Origin of the sequence: Psychrobacter sp. Cmf 22.2, from assembly GCF_001921745.1 — a bacterium.
Taxonomy (GTDB): Bacteria; Pseudomonadota; Gammaproteobacteria; order Pseudomonadales; family Moraxellaceae; genus Psychrobacter.
Genome location: NZ_MRYA01000006.1, coordinates 43,884 through 67,682 on the forward strand (window position 1 = coordinate 43,884; position 23,799 = coordinate 67,682).

The following is a 23,799-nucleotide window of genomic DNA, read 5'->3' on the forward strand; positions in this document are numbered from 1 at the left end:
TTATTTAAAGTAGCGCTGCGGGCAGGTTGCAATTGGATGTATTTGGTTTACAATACTCGCAGTCTTGCCACGCATATCAAATACTCTGTTGTATAGTGCTATTATTTCTAGATATACTCGTTGTGATTTTTGGTAATTGACTACATTGTCCAATGTATTTATCCCAATTATTGGACTGTCAACCAAACTATCGGTCCTGCTATAGCTTTAGGAGTGAGTAGCACATTTGGTTTTATAAAATACATATTTTGTAGCATATAAAATGACTACATAATACAGTTAAAAACTGGCTTTTGATGGGTGATATGCGTATAGTGAGCAAACAGTTTATGCCAGTTGTCATACCATTGTTGATTACGCGTAATGAGTTATTAAATCAATTAAATGTCTAAATATGATATTGATTTAATAAATTTATCTTGCGTCTTTATTAGATGGATTTGATGACCAGCCTTTATCTAGATATGCTACAGTTTTTGACTGATAGGATAGCTGAAGATTGCCAGTCTCTCTGTTTTGGGTCTTAGTGTCAAAGAGCAGTAGACTGCTTTAATATTTTTAGTACTTAGATAGATTTACGGTTGGTATCGTCTTATACCGTCGTCAATAATCTTGATAATTGGTCGTTACCAGCACAGCCTTTGTGTTTTCGTCTGCGTCAGGTAATGCTATGCTGTTATTCTTTATAGAACAATGGTTTGCGTTACTTACGACACGAAATTGGGTGAGGAGCACGTATTATCATGTCTGCTTTTAATTGGTCAGCAGTCGCTTTTATTCTAGCCGCTATGGGGCTAGTCGTCTTTATGCTGGCTGTTCCGCGCTTACTTGGCGGTCGCTCTCAGGGTTTACAAAAAGAAGAAGTGTTTGAAGCGGGTGTTGTCGGATCTGGCAACGCCCGTATTCGTTTGTCTGCCAAATTCTATTTGGTGGCTATCTTTTTTGTCATCTTTGATTTAGAAGCGCTGTATTTGTATGCTTATGCGGTCTCAGTCCGTGAGGCCAGTTGGCTTGGGTTTGCAGCAGCGGCTATATTTATTGGTATTTTAATCATTGGTTTGATATATGAGCTAAGCTTGGGTGCTATGAATTGGGCACCTGCTGATAGACGCCGTAAAAAAGAACGTCTTTATGCTGCACCAGCGGGCTTTAATTTGGCTGATATTACCAAGTTCAATGGTGCTCATGAGCTAATGGTAGATCCTACTGGTAAGATACCTGCCCAGTCTTCAGGACAGGTCAATGTTTCAAACAATATTGAAACCAACCGTCGTCATCTAAAAAGTATAGACCATATCAATACCACAGGTAATATTACTTCTGTGGATTTTGCGGCGTCTACCAAGCCAGAAAACGTCGATCGTTGATCGTTTTGTCTAAAGCAAATCTTGCTTGGAATTACTGGTAAAGAGTAGCTGTAGATTGGTAGTAACAACGCTATATAATGACAGTATGTTTGTATTAATAGTTGCTTATTAATCATAAAAATTGTAGCGATAGTGATGATCAGTTGGTTGTCACCCTTCGCTTAATATAAAGGTTGTATGTTATGAAATACACATTAACAAAAGCCAACCCTGATGCAGATACCTATCCTGCACAGTCTCGCCAAACGGTCAATGATCCTATCGAAGATGAAGTAAATAAAAATGTCTTTATGGGACGTCTAGAAGACCTTGTTCATTCAACAGCAAATTGGGGGCGTAAGCACTCACTGTGGCCATTTAACTTTGGTACTTCTTGCTGTTATGTCGAATATGCAACGACACTTACTGCGGTTCATGACTTATCACGCTTCGGTGCAGAGGTTATTCGTGCTTCGCCCCGTCAAGCAGATGTAATGATTGTCGCAGGCACCTGTTTTATTAAGATGGCACCCGTTATCCAGCGTCTCTATGAGCAGATGCTTGAACCAAAATGGGTCATCTCGATGGGGGCGTGTGCCAACTCTGGCGGTATGTATGATATTTACTCAGTGGTACAAGGTGTAGATAAAATCATCCCTGTCGACGTCTATGTTCCAGGTTGCCCACCGCGTCCAGAGGCATTGATTCAGGGTCTTATGCTACTCCAAGAGTCCATTACTAACGAGCGGCGTCCGCTAGGGGTTCATGTCAATGATCAAGGTATTTATCAGCCACAAATGACCCCTGAACGCGACCGTAAACAAGCAGATCGTATCGCTGTAAAAAACTTGCGTAGTCCAGATAGCATTTAATACTGCTTATATTTAGCCAGCTTTTACTGGATGTATTGGTTTGGCTAGTAGTAAATAACCCCTAAAAGTGCGAAGTGCGCATACGCTCATCATAGTTTGGTTATGATTAATGAAGGAATGTATCATTCATGGTCACGGTAGTCGAAAACAAAGATTCTAAGATAAAGCCTGTACCCGCAGTTATTAGAGAGCTGGGGCACAATTATGCAGGTAAGTTCGTGGTACAGCAGACTGTGGATGATATTCCAACGGTTTGGGTTGCGCGTGCCGATTTGCTCGATGTGCTTTTATTCTTACGTAAATTGCCAAAGCCTTATGTCATGTTATTTGACTTATCAGCGATAGATGAGCGTCTACGTCAGCACCGTGCCGGGTTACCTGATAGTGACTTTACCGTGTTTTATCATCTGATGTCGCTTGAACGTGATAGTGATATACGTATCAAGGTTGCTCTGAGCGAAGAGGATTTAAATTTACCGAGCGCCACTAATATTTGGCCAAATGCCAACTGGTATGAGCGCGAAGTGTGGGATATGTTTGGTATTGTTTTTAGTGGTCATCCACACCTAACCCGTATCTTGTTGCCCAAATATTGGGAAGGACATCCACTGCGTAAAGAGTACCATGCACGCGCAACCGAATTTACGCCGTACTTTTTAAACACTGCCAAACAGCGCTATGAACAAGAAAACCTGCGTTTTGTGCCAGAAGAATGGGGCATGAAGCGCTCAGGGCGTGATGAAGACTTTATGTTTTTGAACATCGGTCCCAATCACCCTTCTGCTCATGGTGCGTTCAGACTTGTACTGCAGCTTGATGGTGAGGAAGTAGTCGATTGTATTCCTGATATCGGTTATCACCACCGCGGTGCTGAAAAGATGGCAGAGCGTCAAACATGGCATTCATTTATCCCTTATACCGACCGTATTGACTACCTTGGCGGAGTGATGAATGAGCTACCGTACATCATGTCGGTCGAAAAGCTTGCGGGTATTACTGTGCCAGATCGGGCGCAGACCATTCGCGTGATGATGAGTGAGTTTTTTCGCATTACTAATAACCTGCTGTTTGTTGGTACTTTTATTCAAGATGCTGGCGGTATGACTCCTGTATTTTACATGTTTACCGATCGCCAAAAAGCGTATGACGTCATTGAGGCGGTGACGGGTTATCGTATGCACCCAGCGTGGTTCCGTATCGGTGGTACTGCTGCTGATCTACCGCGTGGCTGGCAACGTTTAGTTCGTGAGTTTTTAGATTGGATGCCAAAGCGTCTGGATGAATATGTCAAAGCGGCCCTACAAAACAGTGTGCTAAAAGGAAGAACCCAAGGCGTTGCACAGTATAATGCCAAGCAAGCATTGGCTTGGGGCGTTACTGGAGCCGGTCTCCGTGCGACAGGGGTAGACTTTGACCTACGAAAAGCGCGTCCTTATATGGGTTATGAGAACTTTGATTTTGAAGTGCCTATTGGTTACAACGGCGATGCTTATGACCGTTGTATGATCAAAGTCGAAGAGATGCGTCAGTCGTTACGTATTATTCGTCAGTGTATGGATCATATGCCGCAAGGGCCTTATAAAGCTGACCATCCACTGGCCGTACCACCGCCAAAAGACCGTACATTGAATGATATCGAAACGCTGATTAACCACTTTATATCTGTATCTTGGGGCCCTGTGATGCCGGCGGGTGAGTGTACAACGATAGTGGAGGCGACCAAAGGTCTAAACAGTTATTACATAACGTCCGACAAAGCCACGATGAGTTACCGAACCCGTATTCGTACGCCGACATTTGCGCATTTGCAGCAAATGCCCTCAGTAATTAATGGCTCCTTGGTGTCAGATGCCATTATGTATTTGGCATCAATTGACATTGTGATGGCAGATTGCGATCGCTAAATATTAAAAAAGACAATTTAATCAATGCATTATTGCTAAATAACACGTCAAATGCGGTAATATTTTAATATAGCAAAAGTCGCAATAAGACATCCTTGTAGTGTGATAAAGCGTGATGATTGAGGAAAGATAGAAGATTATGAAAATTGTTTCCGATAAAATGCCAAAAGTAGATGTAGCCAGCATTCTCACTACTGAGGAGATTGCAGCGATACATGAGTTTATGCATCATTATCCACATGCTCGCGCAGCCTCACTAGACGCATTAAAGATCGTACAAAAACGCAATGGCTGGGTAGATGACGCACAAGTAAACGCGATTGCCAACATTTTAAATATACCGGTGACAGATATGGACGGGGTCGCCACTTTCTTCAACCGTATTTACCGTCAGCCTGTTGGTCGTCATGTCATCTTGATTTGTGATTCCGTTGCCTGCTATTTAACTGGCTACGAAGCGCTATCAGCTGAGCTTAGATTGCAGCTAGGTATCGAATATGGTCAGACGACACCTGATGGCCGTTTTACTCTGTTGCCAATTTGCTGTTTGGGTAATTGCGATAAAGGACCAGCTGTACTGATTGATGAAGACACTTATGGTCCTATTCAGCCCTCCGAGGTCGCACAGTTATTGGAGCTATACGCATGAGATTAACACTGTCAGAGCAAATCGCTCGCCGTCGCCAAGGTCAAGCACCAAGCCAGCTTAATGATCAGCATGTGCCAATCTATGGTGACAAGGCCACAGCCAATAGCCAAACCAAGCCGCTAACATGGCGCCTAGCTCATTATGACTCTGTATTAGATTTGGCTACTTATCAGTCTTTAGAAGGCTTTACTGGTCTAAAACAAGCTTTAAATAAAGCGCCTAAAGATGTTGAAAATATGATTAAAGCGGCCAATGTGAGGGGTCGTGGCGGTGCAGGTTTTAATGCTGGCCTAAAGTGGTCATTTATGTCACCGCCAGACGGTTTGCCGCGTTATCTCATCTGCAATGCTGATGAGATGGAGCCGGGTACCTTTAAAGATCGTCTGTTGATGGAGTGCCTACCGTTTCAGTTGATCGAAGGTATGCTCATCACCGCCCATGCGATCGGCGCGACCGATGGTTATATCTTTATCCGTGGTGAGTATATCTTGGCCGCTGAGCGTTTGGTCACAGCTATCGAAGAGTGTTTGGCCAATAACCTAATGGGCGACAATATCTTAGGCTCAGATTTTAGCTTTAATTTACATGTGCATACGGGTGCTGGCCGCTATATCTGCGGTGAAGAAACGGCCTTGATCAACTGCCTAGAAGGTCGCCGAGCCAATCCACGTACCAAACCACCATTTCCGCAAATCTCTGGCGCGTGGGGTAGACCAACGGTGGTCAATAACGTCGAGACTTTAAGTAATATGCCAGCCATCTTGAACCATGGCGTCGAGTGGTATCAGTCATTATCCAAGACCAAAGGCAAAAGCGAGACTCCTGGTACAAAAATATTTGGCTGCTCAGGTTTGGTCAATGATCCAGGTTTATGGGAGTTACCATTTGGGTACACCGCTCGTGAGATTATTGAAGATTTGGCTGGCGGTATGCTCGAGGGCAAAAAGCTAAAAGCATGGTTACCCGGTGGGGCATCGACTGACTTTTTAACTGCTGACCACTTGGATGTGGTAGTAGATTTTGACACCATTCAAGAAGCAGGTAGCCGCATGGGTACTGGACTGATTATGGTGGTCGATGAAGCACAAGATATGGTGCCATTATTGCGTAACCTTGAGATTTTCTTTCAGCGCGAATCATGCGGTTGGTGTACGCCATGTCGTGATGGCCTGCCATGGGGTGTGAAATTACTTACCGCTATCAATGATGGTGAGGGGCAAGTGGGCGATGTGGAAAAACTAGAGGGTTTAACGCGTGACTTATGGATTGGTAAAACTTTCTGTGCCCATGCGCCAGGTGCGATGGAACCACTGATGAGTGCGATTAAATATTTCCGACCTGAGTTTGATCAAAAAATCGCACAGGCAGTTGGTGTAGACGTTATTAAAGCGGCAGCCCATCAACAGCCAGTAGTGAAATAAGGAGAACGGCATGGCAGTCATACATATTGATGGGACCACTGTCGAAGTAGATAGCAGCGATAACTTGCTACAGGCATGCTTGTCACTTGGCATTGATGTGCCATACTTTTGTTATCATCCAGCCTTAGGTTCAGTGGGCTCGTGTCGTCAGTGCGCCGTCAAGCAGTATCAAAATAAAGAAGATATGGAAGCAGGTAAAGGTCGTCTTGTGATGTCGTGTATGGTTGCGCCAGGCGACGACATGTACATTTCGGTCACTGATGATGAAGCCAAAGCGTTTCGTAAGTCGATGGTTGAGCTACTGATGACCAACCATCCACACGACTGCCCAACTTGTGAAGAAGGTGGTCATTGCCACTTGCAAGATATGACTTATATGTCAGGTCATAACAGTCGTCGCTACCGCTTTACCAAACGCACGCACCATAATCAAGATCTTGGGCCGTTTATTGCGCATGAAATGAACCGCTGTATCGCTTGCTATCGCTGTGTACGTTTCTATAAAGACTACGCTGGCGGCGAAGATTTGGGTGTTTATGGCTCGAACAACCGCGTTTATTTTGGCCGTGATAAAGATGGTCAGTTTGAAAGTGAGTTTTCAGGTAACTTAACCGAAGTTTGTCCCACTGGTGTATTTACCGATAAAACCCACTCTGAGCGCTACAACCGTAAATGGGACATGCAGTATGCGCCCAGTATCTGTCATGGCTGCTCGGCTGGCTGTAACATTTCACCTGGTGAGCGTTATGGCGAGCTACGTCGTATCGAAAACCGCTATAACGGTGAGGTAAACCGTTACTTCTTATGTGATCGTGGTCGTTTTGGTTATGGCTATGTCAACCGTACTGATCGTCCTACCCAAGCACTTGAGCGTATCAATGATAAACACGTCAAAATCAACATTGACTATGCCTTAGACGAAACCATCAAGCGTATCAAGGACAAAGAAGTCATTGGTATTGGCTCGCCACGTGCCAGCTTAGAGACCAACTTTGCGCTAAAAAACCTAGTAGGTTTTGATAACTTTTCAACAGGTTTGAATCATCAGCAGCAAGCATTGGTCAATAAATGCATTGAAGTACTAAGTACTGAAGGTATCTACAATCCTAGTCTGACAGATATTGAAAGTCATGACGCGGTACTGATTTTGGGTGAGGATATTACGCAAACCTCATCGCGCGTCGCATTATCAGTACGTCAAGCTGCAAAAAACGAAGGCCTAAAAATGGCCGCCACACTCAAAACTCAGGCTTGGCTTGCTGAACCGGTTAAACGTATTGCACAAGTTGCGCTAAGCCCAGTCTATGTGATTGATGTGACCCAGACAAAGCTTGAAGACATCAGTAAAGTGAGCGTGGTGGCAACGCCAGAAGATATTATCAAGCTTGGCTTTAAAGTGGCCGATGAAATTGCTAATTTTGCAGATGATTTATCAGAAATAATCGACCCACAAGCGACTGAACAACAAGATACAGATGACAATACTGATATTGACGGTATGCAAGCGCTGGCTCAGCAGATCGCTTATGATTTGATTCAAGCAGATCAGCCACTAGTCGTCTCAGGTAGCAGCTTGTCATCGACGGCACTGATAGAAGCGGCCGCGCAGATTGCTCAGGCACTCACGCAAAAACGAGTGGCTATTAAAGCAACCGAGCAACAGCAAGTTGAAGCACATAACGCTAAGGTTACCGCCGCTCAGGCACAGGCGGCGGACGATCAGCCTGAAGAAGATAAAGAGCTGTCGGCTAAACCTGCTAAACCGAATACTGGTACTGATAAAGAAGCTCAAGATGATATCGAGCGTGAGCCTGCCGATAGCGATGAGCTAAGAGAAGACAATCTTGAGCTCAAAGAAGTTAATAAAAACTATCAGGCACAAGCGGGTATTTATTTAACGGTTCCAGATGCAAATAGCATGGGTGTTTGCCTGCTTGGTGGTCAGTCAGTCGAAGAGTTACTGGCGACTGATTTTGATGTGGTCATCGTTGCTGAAAATCAGCTGACTGATGCGATTGATGCCAACAAACTAACACAGCTACTCGCTGACAAGACCGTCATCGCACTCGATCATCAGCTGCTTGAGTGGCACAAAGATGTCGACATTGTTTTGCCAGCTGCAAGCTTTGCTGAAGCAGATGGTACCTTGGTATCTGCTGAAGGTCGTGCTCAGCGCTTCTTTCAGGTTTATGATAACAATTACTATCATCCGATGAGTAGTATCAAAGAAGGCTGGCGCTGGTTGCATGCTGTCCATAGCAGCTTGGAAGGTCGAGATGTCGACTGGACACAGCTAGATGATGTGATTGATGCCCTAGTAGCGACTCATCCTAAGCTTGCCGGTATTAAAGCTGCGGCGCCCAATGCTGATTATCGTATCACGGGTCTTAAGATTGCTCGTCAGCCGCGTCGTTATTCTGGTCGCACCGCAATGCGTGCACCAATATCTGTCCATGAACCAATGCAGCCAAAAGACTGGGATACCAGCTTAACCTTTTCGATGGAAGGCTATAGCGGCAAACAAACCCCAAGCTCGATGATTCCTTTTGCTCATGCGCCAGGTTGGAATTCTCCGCAAGCATGGAACAAATACCAAGATAAAGTGGGCGGTCATCTCAAAAATGGCGATCCAGGTGTGCGCGTGTTTGATATGTTAGAGCGTCTACCGACACGTCGATATATTGCACCAGAAGCAAGTTCGATAACGACGACGGATATAGCAAAAGGCCAAGCTAAATTGGTACCGGTCTATAATATCTATGCCAGCTCGATGATGGCATCACGAAGTCCAATCGTTGCTGAACAACTGCCTGTAGCAGCTTGGCGTATCAGTGTTGACGATGCCAAAGATTGGAATATCGCAACTGGTGATTACCTAGCTATCGAGATTAATAAGCAACAAATTACGTTGCCAGTACAGATCGTTGGTTATTTAGCAGAAGGCTGTATCGGCTATCCAGTTGGACAAGTAAACATTATCCATCCATCAGTGCCAGCTTCGGTACGCAAAGTGGATGCGCCAGTAACGATGGTAGGTAATATGGCTGATGATAGCTCTTTGACACATACTAGTGAGGCTGGTAACGGTCTTGATGATAATCGCTCAACCCAAACAACGATAGCTCCGACCAATACACAGGAGATGTAATATGCAAGTGACCCGTATTATTCCTGATGTACCAACATTTTTGGCTGACAGCATGACCTTTGATGCTTGGTCTATTTTGTTTTTGGTCGGACAGTCTTTAATGATTTTTTTGGTAGTCGTTTTGGTAGCTGCCATCATGATTGTCTACGAGCGTCGTATGTTAGCGCTGTGGCAAGATCGTTACGGTCCCAACCGTGTCGGGCCTTTTGGCTCTTTGCAGCTGGTCGCTGATATGCTCAAAATCTTCTTTAAAGAAGATTGGATACCAAAATTTACCGATAAGTTTATGTTTACCTTGGCGCCTGCAGTAGCTATGTTCACTGCATTGGCCTCATTTGCCATTATTCCTATCTCGCCAACGCTTGGTGTTGCTGATTGGGATATTGGCATTTTGTTTTTCTTTGCCATGGCAGGTATAGCTGTCTACGCGGTTATGTTTGGTGGCTGGGCCTCTGCCAACAAGTTCTCATTACTTGGTGGCCTGCGTTCAGCAGCACAAACGATCAGCTATGAGGTATTTTTAGGCTTGTCATTAATGGGTGTGGTTGCACTGACTGGCTCTTTTAATCTGCGTGAAATCGTTGAGTCACAAATTGATGGCTGGTATATCATTCCGCAGTTTTTTGGCTTTTTAACCTTTGTGGTCGCTGGTGTAGCAGTGACGCATAGGCATCCATTTGACCAGCCAGAAGCAGAGCAAGAGCTTGCCGAAGGTTATCATGTCGAATATTCAGGTATGAAATTTGGCATGTTCTTTATTGGTGAGTATGTCAATGTGGTACTCATTTCTGCGCTGATGACTTGTTTGTTCTTTGGGGGCTGGCTTGCGCCCTTTAATTTAGATATTCCATTTATCCCGCCAGCTTTTTGGTTCATGATAAAAACGCTATTTTTTATGACCATGTTTGTTTTGGCTCGCGGCTCACTCATGCGTCCGCGTTATGATCAGGTGATGAATTTTGGTTGGAAAGTCTGTCTGCCAGTTACTTTGATCAATTTACTGATTACTGCTGCTGTTATATTGATGTTTTCTCCAGCACTGTAGTTTTGGTAAAGATCTAAAGTAATGCTGATAAGGATAATAATCCCATGTTTACTACGATAAAAAAGATTGTCATTGGTATTTTTACCATTGTCCGCAGCATGTGGATGGTTAATAGCCATGCGATTAGGCCACGCGATACTATATTGTATCCTGAAGAGCCTGTACCAGTACCGCCGCGTTTTCGTGGACGTATTATATTATCTCGTGATCCAGACGGTGATGAGCGCTGCGTTGCTTGTAACTTATGTGCAGTAGCGTGTCCAGTTGGTTGCATCTCACTACAAAAAGCTGAGCGTGATGATGGACGCTGGTATCCAGAGTTTTTCCGAATCAATTTTTCACGCTGCATCTTTTGTGGATTGTGTGAAGAAGCGTGTCCAACGACAGCGATTCAAATGACACCAGATTTTGAGTTGGGTGAGTATAATCGTCAGGATCTGGTCTACGAGAAAGAGCATTTACTTATTTCAGGACCGGGTAAATATCCTGACTATAACTATTATCGCGTCTCTGGTATGGCCGTGGCAGATAAACCAAAAGGGGCTGCACAAAATGAAGCCGCACCTATTGATCTTCGGAGCTTGCTGCCATGATGAATATCTTAAACAACCCTGAGCTAGCAGGTTTTTATTCACTTGCAGCAGTCGCTATTTTTGCTAGTCTGCGTGTGGTCACTCATGCCAACCCAGTCCATGCTATTTTATCGATGATCGTATCATTGTTAGCGATAGCCGGTGTATTTTTCGTACTGGGTGCGCCTTTTGCTGGGGCGCTTGAGATCGTTGTATACGCTGGTGCAATTATGGTGCTTTTCGTTTTTGTCATTATGATGCTGAATTTGGGCATGGCTAATGATGCTCGTGAGGAGCGTTGGCTTAGTGCAGGAACATGGGCAGTACCAACTGGGCTGACTGTCATTATCGCGGTTGTGCTGTATGCGATGATTGGTCTTAATCATAATGAAGTCGCCATGATTGGCGGTACGTCTATTTCTGCTAAAGCGGTTGGTACGGCACTGTTTACTAAGTATGTCATGTTGGTTGAGGTAGCCGCGCTGCTATTATTGGCAGCTCTAGTTGCTGCTTATCATTTGGGCAAAGAGTCTGTAGATGATGAGATCATGGGTAACGACAGTCAAGACTTCCAACCAAGTGTGGGTAGTATTATAGAACATGGGAATGCCGGTAGTCATAAAGCTAGTGATGCTGTAAAGATAGCTGAACCATACGAATACAAAGAAGTAGATCCACATGACTATGTAGGTGTACAGCGAGTCACGCGTAAGGAGTCCGACTGATGATATTAGCAGCGAGCGTGGCACAAGATGTGTCCAACGTCCCGTTCGCCCATGAGGTAGTAGGCTTAGTGCAGCCCGCTACTGAGGCGCAAGGTGTACTGGGTATGATACCTATGAGCCATGGACTAATTTTGGCAGGTATATTGTTCGCTATTGGACTATGCGGTGTCATGGTACGTCGTAACTTTTTATTCATGCTAATGAGTCTTGAGATTATGATGAATGCGGCAGCATTAGCTTTTGTAGTGGCAGGTAGCCGCTGGGTCGATCCAGACGGACAAATTATGTTTATCTTTATTTTGACACTAGCAGCAGCTGAGGCAGCCATCGGTTTGGCAATATTACTACAGTTTTACCATAAGCGTGGGCATCTCGATGTCGATAGCGCCAATGAGATGAAGGGATGATGTCATGAGTTTATTACCATTAACCTTTATACTTCCGCTCATTGGCTTTTTAATATTAGCCTTTATGCGTGACAAGCTGACTGAACAAGCAGCTGCATTCGTTGGTGTGGGAAGCATGCTGTTATCAGCATTGTGTGCCTTGATTGCCAGTTACACTTTTTTGCTGGACAATCCAGCAGGTACCGTAATACAAGTACCGCTATGGACATGGTTTCAAGTTGGCGACTTTGCACCAAGCTTTGCTCTAAGCTTTGATGGTTTAGCATTGACTATGACTGGGATTATCACTGGTATTGGCTTTTTGATTCATCTGTTTGCCGCTTGGTATATGAAAGGTGATAAAGGCTTTGCCCGTTTTTTTAGTTATATGAACCTATTTGTTGCCAGCATGCTGTTGCTGGTACTCGCAGATGATTTATTACTACTTTATCTTGGCTGGGAAGGCGTGGGTATCTGTTCATACCTATTGATTGGTTTTTACTTCGAAGATCGTGCCAATGGCCGAGCTGCGATGAAAGCCTTTACCGTTACTCGTGTCGGTGATGTCTTCTTAGCATTTGGACTGTTTTTGCTGTTTCGTGAATTTGGTACGCTCAATATTCAAGAGATTATTACGCGTGCGCCAGAGGTGGTTGATCTTAATAATCCAACAATGATGTTGACCACTATGATGTTGGTTGGCGGTGCGATGGGTAAATCAGCGCAGTTGCCATTACATACGTGGCTTGCTGATGCGATGGCAGGTCCGACACCGGTATCTGCATTGATTCACGCGGCGACCATGGTAACCGCAGGCGTTTATTTAATCGCACGTATGCATCCGTTATTTATTTTGACTCCTGGTATTCTTTTATATTGGGTTGGAGCAGTAGGCGCATTGACGCTTGTTGTCGCCGGATTCTGTGCATTGGTACAAACAGATATTAAACGTATCCTAGCGTATTCGACCATGAGCCAAATCGGTTATATGTTCTTAGCGCTCGGCGTTGGTGCATGGCAAGGAGCTATCTTCCACTTAATGACTCATGCTTTCTTTAAAGCCTTGCTATTCTTATCATCAGGTGCAGTCATCCTTGCAGTCCATCACGAGCAAGATATCTTTAAGATGGGCGGCTTACGCAAAAAGATACCATTGGTATTTTGGTGCTATATCGTCGGTGGCGGTGCGCTTGCAGCCATACCTTGGGTGACGGTAGGTTTTTACTCTAAAGAAGCCATTCTTTGGGAGACCTATGCTACCGGTCATCAAGTTTTATTCTATATGGGTGTATTCGGTGCATTCTTAACGGCAATCTATACTTTCCGTATGATTTGGATCGTCTTTTTTGGTGAAGAGAAAACACCTGCACATAAATTATCTGGTGTGTCGTATTGGTTGCCATTGACTGTACTGTTAGTACTATCCACGGCAGTGGGCGCACTCATAACGCCACCGTTACAAGGTGTGTTGCCAGAGAGCGTAGGGCATTTATTAGAAATTGCAGGTCAAGCGCACGCCAAACATACGGCGGAATATATCGCGATGGGTGCAATGCTGGCTGGATTGATATTAGCAGCTTTATTATATGTGGTTGATAAGGGCCGGATGTTATCGCGCTTTAAACAATCAAGTATTGGTGGCGCGCTATATTACTGGTGCTATAACGGTATGGGCTTTGATGCGCTATACGATTTGATTTTCGTAAAACCCTTTTTATTCATTGGTCGCTTATTTAAAGCCGATCCCATTGATAAAACATGGAACATATTACCTATGTTGGCATCAGCAGGGAACAAAGCGATGTCTGCAACGCAAACAGGGTCACTTCGAGGTTATGCTGCAAGTTTTGGCTTGGGTATGGCTGTGCTGTTAGTGCTGGTAATGATGACGGTGGTATAAGATGATAGAGTTACAACAAACGTGGATGCTGCCAGCATTGATTGCAATTCCATTTATTGCAGGGTTGTTATGCTGGTTGGTTGAGCGAATAAACAAGCGTCTGCCGCGGTGGATTGCTTTGATCGGCATGATGCTGACCTTTGGGTTGTCACTTGTATTATGGCAGTATGGCGACTTTTCAGGCATGAGTAAGCAAGTCATAGCACCACAATCTGCTGTGCCATGGGTCGCTGAATATAATGTGCCATGGATACCAAGTTTTGGTATTAGCTTTCATTTAGCAATAGATGGTATGTCGCTGCTGATGATTGCACTGACAGGGTTACTTGGTGTTGCTGCTGTTGCTTGTTCATGGAATGAGATTCAACGCCGTGTTGGGTTTTTTCATCTGAACTTGTTATGGAGTTTGGGCGGCGTTATAGGCGTGTTCTTAGCGATTGATATGTTCCTCTTCTTTTTCTTTTGGGAGATGATGCTGGTTCCTATCTATTTCTTGATTGCTATCTGGGGTCATGATGTCGCTGGTGGTAAGACTAAAGAATACGCTGCCACCAAGTTCTTTATCTATACCCAAGCTTCTGGGCTTATCATGCTCATTGGTATCTTGTTATTAGTACTATTCAATTATGCCAATCGCGGTGTGGTTAGCTTTAATTATAATGACTTGCTCGGTACGCCACTTGGCGGCTGGGAATATCCAATCATGCTTTGCTTTTTTATTGGTTTTGCCGTCAAGTTGCCAATTATTCCTTTTCATGGCTGGTTGCCGGATGCTCACGCGCAGGCACCAACAGCAGGCTCGGTGGACTTGGCAGGGGTACTAATCAAGACAGCAGCTTATGGTTTGATTCGTTTTGTATTACCTTTATTTCCTGCAGCGTCTCAAGAGTTTGCACCAATTGCCATTACGTTAGGGACTATTGGTATATTTTACGGAGCTTGGCTTGCCTTTATGCAAACCGATATGAAGCGTTTGCTTGCCTATACCAGTGTTTCGCACATGGGCTTCGTGGTTTTGGCGATTTATGCAGGTACGTTGCTCAGTCTGCAAGGCCTGATGATTCAGATGCTTGCGCACGGGCTTAGCTCGGCTGCACTATTTATCATGGCAGGACAGCTCTATGAGCGTCTACATACTCGTGATCTGACTTTGATGGGCGGTATGTGGGGACAGTTCCGTTATTATGCTCCGATATTGATGTTCTTTTGCGCCGCGCTCCTAGGTATTCCTGGTACGGGTAACTTTATCGGTGAGTTCATGATTTTATTTGGTGCATTTGCCCAGTATCCAGTGTTTGTGGTACTAGCAACCTTTAGCTTGGTATTGGCTGGTTTGTATTCATTAATCTTGATTTATCGCGCATTGTTTGGGGTTAATAATATTGAAGAGGTGGCTTTGCACGAGACCAAGTCACATGGTTTGCCGACACGCAAATTAAAAGATTTGGGCAAACGTGAGCTGTCATTACTACTTATGTTAGCGGCTGGATTGGTATGGCTCGGCCTGTACCCGCAGCCGATACTTGATACATCAAGTCAAGCCATGCAGTGGATTAATAATGCATATGTCTACAGTGAAATCACTCAAGTAGATGCGTCACAGTTACTTGATGCAATGGAGGCACGTTAAGTCATGAATGATATTACGATGAATGATTTGATGGGGCTAATGCCTTATGCACCAATCATTGCAGTGGTAGTTACAACGTTATTGGCCATGATTGCGATTACTATTAAGCGCTCGCATGTCATCACTGGCACTATTACCGTGACTGGACTAAACGTTGGTCTGTTTATCCTACTTGCACAAATAGGAGGGGTAATAGACAGCCGATATGCATTGCCAAACGCTGAGCAGTTATTTGTAATCGATAATTTTGCTCAGTTTAATATGGTCGTTATTTTTATCTGTGCGCTGGCATGTTGTACATTAGCTTACGCATATTTGGCCAATCTTAAAGACAATAAAGATGAGCTGTATCTGCTGATGTTAGTGTCGACCACTGGCGCGCTTTTAATGGTATCGGCGCAGCATATGGCTGCATTCTTTATGAGCTTAGAGCTTTTGTCTATACCGCTATATGGTCTGCTGTCTTATACTTTTTTACGTAATCGCTCACTCGAATCAGGGCTTAAGTACTTAGTATTATCAGCGACTGCCTCTGCCACCTTATTAATGGGAATGGCTTTCATCTATGCCCAAGTTGGTTCATTGGCATTCAAACCTATTAGCTTAGTATTGGGTGATATATTTGAATCACCGCTACTAATATTAGGTACAGCATTAATGATGTTTGGTATTGCTTTTAAGCTATCAGCAGCCCCTTTTCATATGTGGACGCCAGATGTGTACGAAGGTGCGCCAGCTCCTATAGCGACTTATCTGGCTTCAGTCTCCAAAGTTGCTATGATGGCACTGGCTGTCCGCTTCTTGATTGATACGGCTTTACTGGCTTTACCATCAGTACAGATGCTAATTATGGTTATGGCAACCTTGTCTATTTTGGTTGGTAACTTATTGGCAGTACGTCAAACCAACTTAAAGCGTCTACTAGGGTATTCTTCTATCGCTCATATGGGTTATGTGTTGATTGTGATTGTCAGTATTGGTAGTGCTGCTGATAGTATTACTAGTATGTATATGGCCGTTTATGCCTTTACTTCTATCGGTGCGTTTGGTGTTGTGACTCTAATGTCTAGTCCTTATCGTTTGGCCGGTGAAGCTAATGAGCTGATACATTATCAAGGATTGTTTTGGCGTCGTCCGGTACTAACGGCTGTTATGACAATTATGATGCTCTCATTGGCTGGTATTCCATTGACTGCTGGCTTTATTACCAAGCTATTTGCCATACTAGCAGCTGTTCAGGGTACGAACTGGTTCTTAGCTGCGATGATTATTTTGGGTAGTGCCATTGGTTTGTTCTACTATTTACGTGTCATGCTGACACTGTTTAAACGTCCAAAAGAGTTTATTGAGTTTGACGTGGCAGGGCAATGGGGCATCCGTATGGGTGGTCTGATGGTCATCGGTGTGACCGCAGTGATTATTTTCTTTGGTATATTACCCAACAGTATGATTGTATGGTCGAGTATGGCACGTATCTGGTAACATACGGCTTATATAAGGGCTAATAAGCTTTGATTGAGCTATTACAGTTACTGATAGAAAACCAAGATGCGCTGAGTTTATGATAAGCTTGGCGCATCTTTTTTATTTGTTCGTTTTAATAAACCACGCAAAAATTAACAAAATATAAGTGACTAATTATTATGAGTGAAGACAATATTCAAACCGTTAAAGTACTGAGTAAGACCACTTGGACCCCCAATCTGTTTAGTTTTACCGTGACGCGTCCAGACAGCTTTAAGTTTACTGCAGGTCAATTTGTACGTTTGGGTGTCAATCCCAGTAAGCTGCAATACTACAAGCAGCAAGACAAGGCACCAAGCCAAGTAACTGACGCCGCGCCGGATGAAGATATTTTCCGCGCTTACTCGATAGTATCTTCACCGTTTGATGAAGTACTAGAGTTTTTCTCTATCGTGATTCCAGATGGGGCGTTTACATCACAGTTGCAGCACTTACAAGTGGGGGACGAGTTACTCCTCAATACCATGCCATTCGGATTTTTGACTTTAGCTCGCTATCAAAAACCTTCACCAAAAGACTTATGGTTGCTTGCAACTGGCACTGGCTTGGCACCTTTTTTATCAATGCTGCAAGATATGCAAACATGGCAAGACTATGAGCATATCGTCCTAGCTTATAGCGCGCGCTCAAAAGAGGAGCTGGCGTACGTTGAGCAAATAAAGCAATTGCAAGATGACTTTGGTACATTGGTGGATAATCCTGCCAGCTTAATCTTTGTGCCGATTGTGACTCGTGAGCCTATGGAAGGAGCGCTTAGCGAGCGTTTGCCACAATTATTACTAAATGGTGAGCTTGAGAGGCAGGCTGGTATAAAGCTAGATAACGATAGCGCCCATGTGATGCTATGTGGTAATCCAGACATGGTAGAAGATACCAAAGAGACGTTAAAAGAGTTAGGTTTTGTTATGAACCGCCGCGGTGAAGGGAACATTGCGGTGGAAAACTATTGGTAAGCAATAGATAAGTCATTGGTTTTGAGAGTAATGACAAATCATTAAAAAACGCTGCGATCTGTTGATTGGCAGCGTTTTTTATTATTCAATAAAAACTGTAATATAGGTCGTAGTTATTCTGTACTGGGCTCAGTTGCGTCATCTACAGGATGGATAGGTCCTTGCATTAATTCGGGTTCATCATCATCACCAATGATATCTTCACCACTACTACCGCCCAGTAAATCGCGATAATTAATTTGTGCTTTTAGAATCAATTGATCTTCTTCAACCTCTCCGTAATTTACCTGTACCTTATGTAGGGTACTCATGATTTTTTGGTTCTTCTTAAGCCAGCGATTGATATCGAGATAAATAATATCTTCTTTAGCACGAGCAATATTGATGTAAGTGAGGATGACGCCTAGAGGATCTTTTTTTAGGACGCTATGATAAAACCAGATAGCAAGTTTGACCCCTTGAAGCTTTAGGAACGATTCGCAGCGTAAGTTAAGCACATCTGTATAAGTCAGTTGTCCAAACACAAAACGCTGTACGTTACGATCAAGTTGGGCATGTACTAAGCTAAAGTTACCAGCTACTTCAGCATATATACCAGCAGCATTTACTGTACAGTATAGGCGAAACCAGTCATCATGTAACTCAACTCTCAACTCTAAGATAGACTTAACATTGTCCGTGACGAACTTCTGTAATGCATCGTTGACGTATTTTTGCGCAACAGGCAAAGCCAATTCATCATCAAGCTTATCGGCAGTCTTATTATAAATATTCTTGATACTTTGGGTTAGGCTCTCCCAACCATCACTAAATGATTCGTTGAATTGATAGCCAAGATTATCGGAGAGGTCATCGAAGTTGTCGAAGTTATCGAAGTTACTCAAACTTGTTATCCTTGTGATTATAGTAGGATTATTTTTACTACATGATTGATTGTCAGACGCTAATTGATATTGTAGGTAGCAATATGACGAGTGAAAATAGTATATAGCAAAATAGCATGCTACAAAACGTAAGGCCTTATATTGTAGCAAATAACCTAAAAAACATAACGAAGAATGCCAAGCAAACACACATAGTTTGGTCGTAACGCTTTTAGTCTCAAGCCTTATTTGTATTTTGATTATGATAAAGTGACACCATAGCGATACAACTGCTGCTCATGTTATGATGGCACAAATACAATGATTGATCGGCATAATTATTGCTTATCAGAGGGCTACAATCTGCCTAATGCGGTATGATCGTATCAAAACGATGACCGCTGTTTTTACGCTTATAATTTGAGATTTATTGTGGCCCATATTAAAGACTCTCAAAGCTATCATTTTTCTACGCCCGCTGCGGCGCGTGATTTTAGTTTACCGGTTGCTATTGTTATTGCGTTATTCGTACATGGCATCCTTATTTTTGGCATCAGTTTTTCTATGGGACAAGATCCCGCTGCATTGATGCAAGACGTGGCAAAAGCTTTGACAGACAATATGCAGCCAAACGAAGATGCTCATTATATTGCAAATGCTTCCCAACAAGGTGGCGGCTCAGTACGTCAACAAGTGCGACAAGAAAGCGTCCAAACAAATCCACTGTCCTCAGAGCAGATAAGCAAAACGCAAGATGTTATCAATCTGCAGCGCCAAGTACGTCAACAGCGTTATCAAGAAAGTTATCTACGTACCACTTTGAGCTGGCGTAAGGCTGATGTAGAAGCTGATAATGACAGCAAGCAAGCGCAAGATGATATGATGGCGCAAGAGGAGAGACTGCGTCAGCAGATTGCCACTTTAGAGGCGCAGTTGTCTCAGCGTCAACAGGTATATGCTACCAAATCTAAAGTAGTGACCGTTGATAGCAATTCGACGACGCGCGGCGCTGCAGCGGACTATATCGAAACTTTCCGTGAGCATGTCGAACGAGTTGGTAACTTGCATTATCCAGTGCAGGCACGTGCCCAAGGTATCACAGGTGAAGTGCGTCTTATGGTGATTATTAGCAATGATGGCAATATTAAAGCCATTCGCTTACTTGAAAGCTCAGGCTCGACGATATTGGATGAAGCTGCGAAGCAGTCAGTACGACAAGCTGCGCCCTTTGGTAAATTTACCGCAGATATGAATGATATTGTCGAGCTGCGTTTGATACGTACCTATCGTTATAGTGATAAAGTAGAAGTAACTTATTAAAAATAAGCGGACAAAGAACAACAGATTTATAGATAGAGTATAAAAGACTTATTGAATAAAATAGGGTATAAACTGTCAGGATAACTAGGTTAAGATATCAGAGCTATTAAAATAATAACTGGCATCCGATTGTGACCGTAAGTCTGATAAACAAACGAAGCTACAAAATAAAGAGTCGGTATGGAATTTTTAGGTTTTACTATTGATGTTGCGACACTAACGACTAATGCATTAAGCTTAGTGTTTAAAGTTGCTTTAGCGTTACTAATATTCGTGGTCGGGCGCTGGCTTGCCAAAAAGGCAGTGACATTTGCTCATAGTATCATGTTACGTAGCCGCTTAGATGATACTGTTGCCAGCTTTTTGGGTCGTCTTTTGTATGGGGTGCTGCTGGTCATTGTGGTCTTAGCCGCACTGAGCAAAGTTGGTGTGCAGACCACCTCAGTCGTTGCTATATTGGGCGGTGCTGCGGTCGCGATTGGTTTGTCGTTAAAAGATCAGCTGTCAAACTTTGCCGCTGGCATTATGATTGTGACTTTTCGGCCGTTTGTAACTGGTGACTATGTACAGATTAGCAGTTACACAGGGACAGTTACTGAAATTACTTTGGTTAACACTCATTTAACCACGATTAATAATCACGTTATCATCATCCCAAATGGCGATATCACCACATCAGCTGTGATCAATTATACCGCGCTGCCTAACCGCCGCGTCGACATCACGGTCGGTATTGGCTATGATGCCGATATCAAAACCGCCAAAGAGGTCATGCTAAGCTTGGCCAGAAACAACCCGATGGCCTTTACAGATCCTGAGCCTATCGTGCGCGTGACCAATCTTGGCGATAACTCGGTAGATTTGACTCTCAATGTTTGGACAACCAATGCTGATTGGTGGACCATGCAGTGTGATTTGCTTGAGCAGTTTAAGTACGCTTTAGATGATGAGAAGATTGAGATTCCATTCCCGCAGCGTAGCGTCCACGTCAAAGGTTTGGATCAGATGATTAATCAGATGGGTCAGTCGCAAAAACTGCCCATGACTAAAGACTGAGCAAGGATTGGTTATTCAGTGATTATTCTAAGAGATTGATACGGTCAAAAAACTGACCTCGTCAAATTTAAGTGTTTGGTAGATAAGGGTTTGGTAGGTTGAGACTTGCCAAAATCTCTATCTCAAACCCTTCCATCTCCTCTTGCTCAGCTTGTCCAAGCTCATGATCGAAACCTAGTAAATGTAGCATACCATGTACCAGTAAATGGCTAATATGCTGCGTCAGCGTTTTTTCTTGCTCTATGGCTTCATGCGCCACGACTTCATGACAAATAATAAGCTCTCCCAGTGGCAGTGTTGGCATCAACTCAATAATATTAACTGGCATCTCGCTTGGGTAAGACAAAATATTGGTCGCATAATCTTTGCCCCGTGCTTCCAAATTTAATTCACGACCTTCAATCTTGTCAGTAATATATATATCTAACGCTTTGATTTTGTGCTGCCATGTCTCAAGACTAATATCTGTAAAGTAGGGTAGCATCAGACCGTTCTCTATACGTCTATCTATATATTTTAAAGTTGCAACCATGATTGGCAATAGACGATCTTCACTATAGTAACGACTAATTAACCCCTCATCGTTACTATCAATAGCGCTGACATCAAGCTCAACCTTGTCTAGTTCACTTGTCTTTAGTACGTTTATATTATCGTTGTTAGATTGGTTCATAGCTTCACCTTAAGGAGAGGTATAGTTGATTCTAAATAAAACAGATACATTGTATGTCAACGTGGAACTGGTATAAATTTTCCTTGCGTGCTGTGCCTACGCCGACAGATGCTGCGTAAAATTCATCCCAGTCCCACTGTAACGTTTTTGTACTGAACTCACTATATTATGCTTATCAACACGCCCTACTTTTATTTAATGTTAATTAAAAGACCGGATCACTATTTTTAGTAATCCGGTCTTTTGAGTTAGACAGACACTGTTTAAAGATGCTTAGCTACAGCTTGGAGGCTGCATCAGCAATTGCCTGTCTACGTTCTTGCTCTGCAATACGCTCTTGTTTGCGTTTTTCTTCTAATAGCAGCTGTTCACTATCGAACACATCATAAGCTTCAACAATTTGCTGTACCAGCTGATGGCGTACCACATCTTTTGAATCGAACCTAGTGATATGAATCTCTTCAATACCGCTTAGGATATCTAGTGCTTGCGTCAGTCCTGACTTGGTACCGCGCGGTAGATCGACCTGTGAGATGTCCCCTGTGATGACGGCGCGTGAACCAAAACCTAAGCGCGTCAAAAACATTTTCATTTGCTCAGGCGTGGTATTTTGCGCCTCATCCAAGATGACAAACGAGTTATTCAAGGTACGACCACGCATATAGGCGAGTGGCGCAACTTCGATAATTTGACGCTCAATCATTTTACCGACTTTTTCAAAGCCTAGCATCTCATATAGTGCGTCGTATAATGGGCGCAAGTAGGGGTCAATTTTTTGTGCTAAGTCACCCGGTAAAAAGCCTAGCTTCTCCCCAGCTTCTACCGCTGGACGAACCAGTAAAATACGCTCGATCTCATTACGCTCTATCATATCGACCGCGCAGGCGACCGCAAGATAAGTTTTACCCGTACCGGCAGGCCCAATACCGAATGACACATCGGAGCTGAGCACGTTTTTTACATAACGCTGCTGATTGCCACCGCGTGGGATGATTTTGCCTTTACGAGTACGTAGACTAACAGGGGTAAAATCATTTGCCGAATCCAAATCGGCTGCATCGTCTTCATCATCGGCAGATTCTTGCTCATCTTCCATATCTTGCTCGCGCGAGATACTAGACTGAATGATAAGATGCAGCTCTTCTGCACTAATGTCTTTAGTATTTTGGGCTTCGTCAACCAGCTTATAGATGATACGTTCGCCGCGCTCGACCGCAGTCACATCACCGCTCAGGCAAAAGTCACCTTGGCGTTGAATAATCTTGATATCGAGGCGATCTTGTAGGTATTTCATGTGATTATTGTATTCGCCAAGCACGGTCTTAAGCTGCGCTGGAGTTAATGATTCAAACTTTATACGGCGGTTCATAGAATCAGTCAAGCGATTATCCTTGTATTTGTTGCCCATTATTGCTCTTCAACATCAGCAAAACTGTGGGCTTAATAAATAAAACAATGGTAAAAACTTATTACTTTTAAGTAGTAGAGAGATGACAGTAAAATCGTTAATTATATAGAAGATGATAAGTAGCTATCTTGTCTTTATTATGGTTGATAGTTTTTAAATTTCAAGCCATATACAAGGGTAGTTAGCTTGGTTTTTGTATGGGGATTGCAACACTTACAGTGGATAGCAGTTTTCTGTTGTATGAGGAAGTATTTATAGATAGTGTCATAATAAGCTTTCTGTAAAGGACACAGAAGTTCGGGCAATTTATGGTAATCTATCAGCTGTCCAAAAACGGTCTAGTCGTTATATAAAAGCCTTAGTAAACGATCAAATACCTATCAATTACTGAATAAAAATACTTA

At 43.5% G+C, this 23,799-nt stretch carries 19 protein-coding genes; 16 read left to right on the forward strand and 3 right to left on the reverse strand.

What is annotated here, in order from left to right:
• Positions 1-743 precede the first annotated feature (743 nt).
• The 14 genes from ndhC to BTV98_RS10670 all read left to right on the forward strand — a co-directional run bounded on the left by ndhC (position 744) and on the right by BTV98_RS10670 (position 18,075).
• Positions 744-1,367, forward strand: a complete 624-nt coding sequence (ndhC, locus tag BTV98_RS10605) for an NADH-quinone oxidoreductase subunit A (protein ID WP_075103571.1) — start codon at positions 744-746, stop codon at positions 1,365-1,367.
• Between the two features lie 182 nt (positions 1,368-1,549).
• A complete protein-coding gene (locus BTV98_RS10610; protein WP_058368346.1) occupies positions 1,550-2,218 on the forward strand; it encodes an NADH-quinone oxidoreductase subunit B family protein in 669 nt (222 codons plus the stop codon).
• A 128-nt stretch (positions 2,219-2,346) separates the two neighbouring features.
• Positions 2,347-4,122, forward strand: a complete 1,776-nt coding sequence (nuoC, locus tag BTV98_RS10615) for an NADH-quinone oxidoreductase subunit C/D (protein ID WP_075103572.1) — start codon at positions 2,347-2,349, stop codon at positions 4,120-4,122.
• Between the two features lie 139 nt (positions 4,123-4,261).
• Positions 4,262-4,771 carry an NADH-quinone oxidoreductase subunit NuoE gene (gene nuoE, locus BTV98_RS10620; protein WP_075103573.1) on the forward strand — a complete coding sequence of 170 codons (510 nt, stop codon included), beginning with the start codon at positions 4,262-4,264 and terminating at the stop codon, positions 4,769-4,771.
• Complete coding sequence (nuoF, locus tag BTV98_RS10625; protein WP_075103574.1) at positions 4,768-6,192, forward strand: NADH-quinone oxidoreductase subunit NuoF; 1,425 nt, start codon at positions 4,768-4,770, stop codon at positions 6,190-6,192. The genes nuoE and nuoF overlap by 4 nt, the downstream gene beginning before the upstream one ends.
• Positions 6,193-6,202: 10 nt before the next feature.
• Positions 6,203-9,340, forward strand: a complete 3,138-nt coding sequence (nuoG, locus tag BTV98_RS10630) for an NADH-quinone oxidoreductase subunit NuoG (RefSeq protein WP_075103575.1) — start codon at positions 6,203-6,205, stop codon at positions 9,338-9,340.
• 52 nt (positions 9,341-9,392) lie between these two features.
• Positions 9,393-10,385 (forward strand): NADH-quinone oxidoreductase subunit NuoH, encoded by a 993-nt coding sequence (gene nuoH, locus BTV98_RS10635; RefSeq protein ID WP_178379379.1) that lies wholly within the window; start codon positions 9,393-9,395, stop codon positions 10,383-10,385.
• Between the two features lie 44 nt (positions 10,386-10,429).
• Positions 10,430-10,978 (forward strand): NADH-quinone oxidoreductase subunit NuoI, encoded by a 549-nt coding sequence (gene nuoI / locus BTV98_RS10640; protein ID WP_058368352.1) that lies wholly within the window; start codon positions 10,430-10,432, stop codon positions 10,976-10,978.
• Positions 10,975-11,682 (forward strand): NADH-quinone oxidoreductase subunit J, encoded by a 708-nt coding sequence (gene nuoJ, locus BTV98_RS10645; protein WP_075103576.1) that lies wholly within the window; start codon positions 10,975-10,977, stop codon positions 11,680-11,682. Before nuoI ends, nuoJ begins: the two co-directional genes overlap by 4 nt.
• A 98-nt stretch (positions 11,683-11,780) precedes the next feature.
• Positions 11,781-12,089, forward strand: coding sequence for an NADH-quinone oxidoreductase subunit NuoK (gene nuoK, locus BTV98_RS10650; RefSeq protein ID WP_058368358.1), 309 nt, complete (start codon positions 11,781-11,783; stop codon positions 12,087-12,089).
• A 4-nt stretch (positions 12,090-12,093) separates the two neighbouring features.
• Positions 12,094-13,968, forward strand: a complete 1,875-nt coding sequence (gene nuoL, locus BTV98_RS10655; RefSeq protein ID WP_075103577.1) for an NADH-quinone oxidoreductase subunit L — start codon at positions 12,094-12,096, stop codon at positions 13,966-13,968.
• A 1-nt stretch (position 13,969) separates the two neighbouring features.
• On the forward strand, positions 13,970-15,598 hold the full coding sequence (gene nuoM, locus BTV98_RS10660) for an NADH-quinone oxidoreductase subunit M (protein WP_075103578.1): 1,629 nt from the start codon (positions 13,970-13,972) through the stop codon (positions 15,596-15,598).
• A gap of 3 nt (positions 15,599-15,601) precedes the next feature.
• A complete protein-coding gene (locus BTV98_RS10665; RefSeq protein WP_075103579.1) occupies positions 15,602-17,080 on the forward strand; it encodes an NADH-quinone oxidoreductase subunit N in 1,479 nt (492 codons plus the stop codon).
• Between the two features lie 161 nt (positions 17,081-17,241).
• On the forward strand, positions 17,242-18,075 hold the full coding sequence (locus BTV98_RS10670; RefSeq protein ID WP_075103580.1) for a ferredoxin--NADP reductase: 834 nt from the start codon (positions 17,242-17,244) through the stop codon (positions 18,073-18,075).
• 113 nt (positions 18,076-18,188) lie between these two features.
• Here the strand turns inward: BTV98_RS10670 and BTV98_RS10675 are convergent, their stop codons facing one another.
• Entirely contained in the window at positions 18,189-18,959 is a 771-nt protein-coding gene (locus BTV98_RS10675; protein WP_256713897.1) for a hypothetical protein, read from the reverse strand.
• Positions 18,960-19,370: 411 nt separating this feature from the next.
• On the opposite strand from BTV98_RS10675, the gene BTV98_RS10680 reads away from it, so the two are divergent.
• Both BTV98_RS10680 and BTV98_RS10685 read left to right on the forward strand, forming a co-directional pair.
• Positions 19,371-20,258, forward strand: a complete 888-nt coding sequence (locus tag BTV98_RS10680; RefSeq protein WP_075103581.1) for an energy transducer TonB — start codon at positions 19,371-19,373, stop codon at positions 20,256-20,258.
• 180 nt (positions 20,259-20,438) lie between these two features.
• Positions 20,439-21,314 carry a mechanosensitive ion channel family protein gene (locus tag BTV98_RS10685; RefSeq protein ID WP_075103582.1) on the forward strand — a complete coding sequence of 292 codons (876 nt, stop codon included), beginning with the start codon at positions 20,439-20,441 and terminating at the stop codon, positions 21,312-21,314.
• A gap of 67 nt (positions 21,315-21,381) precedes the next feature.
• Here the strand turns inward: BTV98_RS10685 and ybeY are convergent, their stop codons facing one another.
• Complete coding sequence (gene ybeY / locus BTV98_RS10690; protein WP_075103583.1) at positions 21,382-21,987, reverse strand: rRNA maturation RNase YbeY; 606 nt, start codon at positions 21,985-21,987, stop codon at positions 21,382-21,384.
• A gap of 277 nt (positions 21,988-22,264) precedes the next feature.
• Positions 22,265-23,356, reverse strand: a complete 1,092-nt coding sequence (locus BTV98_RS10695) for a PhoH family protein (protein WP_058368371.1) — start codon at positions 23,354-23,356, stop codon at positions 22,265-22,267.
• Between the last annotated feature and the right edge of the window lie 443 nt (positions 23,357-23,799).

Bases quoted from the DNA above. Each gene is read 5' to 3' on its own strand.
- ndhC (WP_075103571.1), top strand. From the start codon at position 744: ATGTCTGCTTTTAATTGGTCAGCAGTCGCTTTTATTCTAGCCGCTATG.
- BTV98_RS10610 (WP_058368346.1), top strand. From the start codon at position 1,550: ATGAAATACACATTAACAAAAGCCAACCCTGATGCAGATACCTATCCT.
- nuoC (WP_075103572.1), top strand. From the start codon at position 2,347: ATGGTCACGGTAGTCGAAAACAAAGATTCTAAGATAAAGCCTGTACCC.
- nuoE (WP_075103573.1), top strand. From the start codon at position 4,262: ATGAAAATTGTTTCCGATAAAATGCCAAAAGTAGATGTAGCCAGCATT.
- nuoF (WP_075103574.1), top strand. From the start codon at position 4,768: ATGAGATTAACACTGTCAGAGCAAATCGCTCGCCGTCGCCAAGGTCAA.
- nuoG (WP_075103575.1), top strand. From the start codon at position 6,203: ATGGCAGTCATACATATTGATGGGACCACTGTCGAAGTAGATAGCAGC.
- nuoH (WP_178379379.1), top strand. From the start codon at position 9,393: ATGACCTTTGATGCTTGGTCTATTTTGTTTTTGGTCGGACAGTCTTTA.
- nuoI (WP_058368352.1), top strand. From the start codon at position 10,430: ATGTTTACTACGATAAAAAAGATTGTCATTGGTATTTTTACCATTGTC.
- nuoJ (WP_075103576.1), top strand. From the start codon at position 10,975: ATGATGAATATCTTAAACAACCCTGAGCTAGCAGGTTTTTATTCACTT.
- nuoL (WP_075103577.1), top strand. From the start codon at position 12,094: ATGAGTTTATTACCATTAACCTTTATACTTCCGCTCATTGGCTTTTTA.
- nuoM (WP_075103578.1), top strand. From the start codon at position 13,970: ATGATAGAGTTACAACAAACGTGGATGCTGCCAGCATTGATTGCAATT.
- BTV98_RS10665 (WP_075103579.1), top strand. From the start codon at position 15,602: ATGAATGATATTACGATGAATGATTTGATGGGGCTAATGCCTTATGCA.
- BTV98_RS10670 (WP_075103580.1), top strand. From the start codon at position 17,242: ATGAGTGAAGACAATATTCAAACCGTTAAAGTACTGAGTAAGACCACT.
- BTV98_RS10685 (WP_075103582.1), top strand. From the start codon at position 20,439: ATGGAATTTTTAGGTTTTACTATTGATGTTGCGACACTAACGACTAAT.
- ybeY (WP_075103583.1), bottom strand. From the start codon at position 21,987: ATGAACCAATCTAACAACGATAATATAAACGTACTAAAGACAAGTGAA.
- BTV98_RS10695 (WP_058368371.1), bottom strand. From the start codon at position 23,356: ATGAACCGCCGTATAAAGTTTGAATCATTAACTCCAGCGCAGCTTAAG.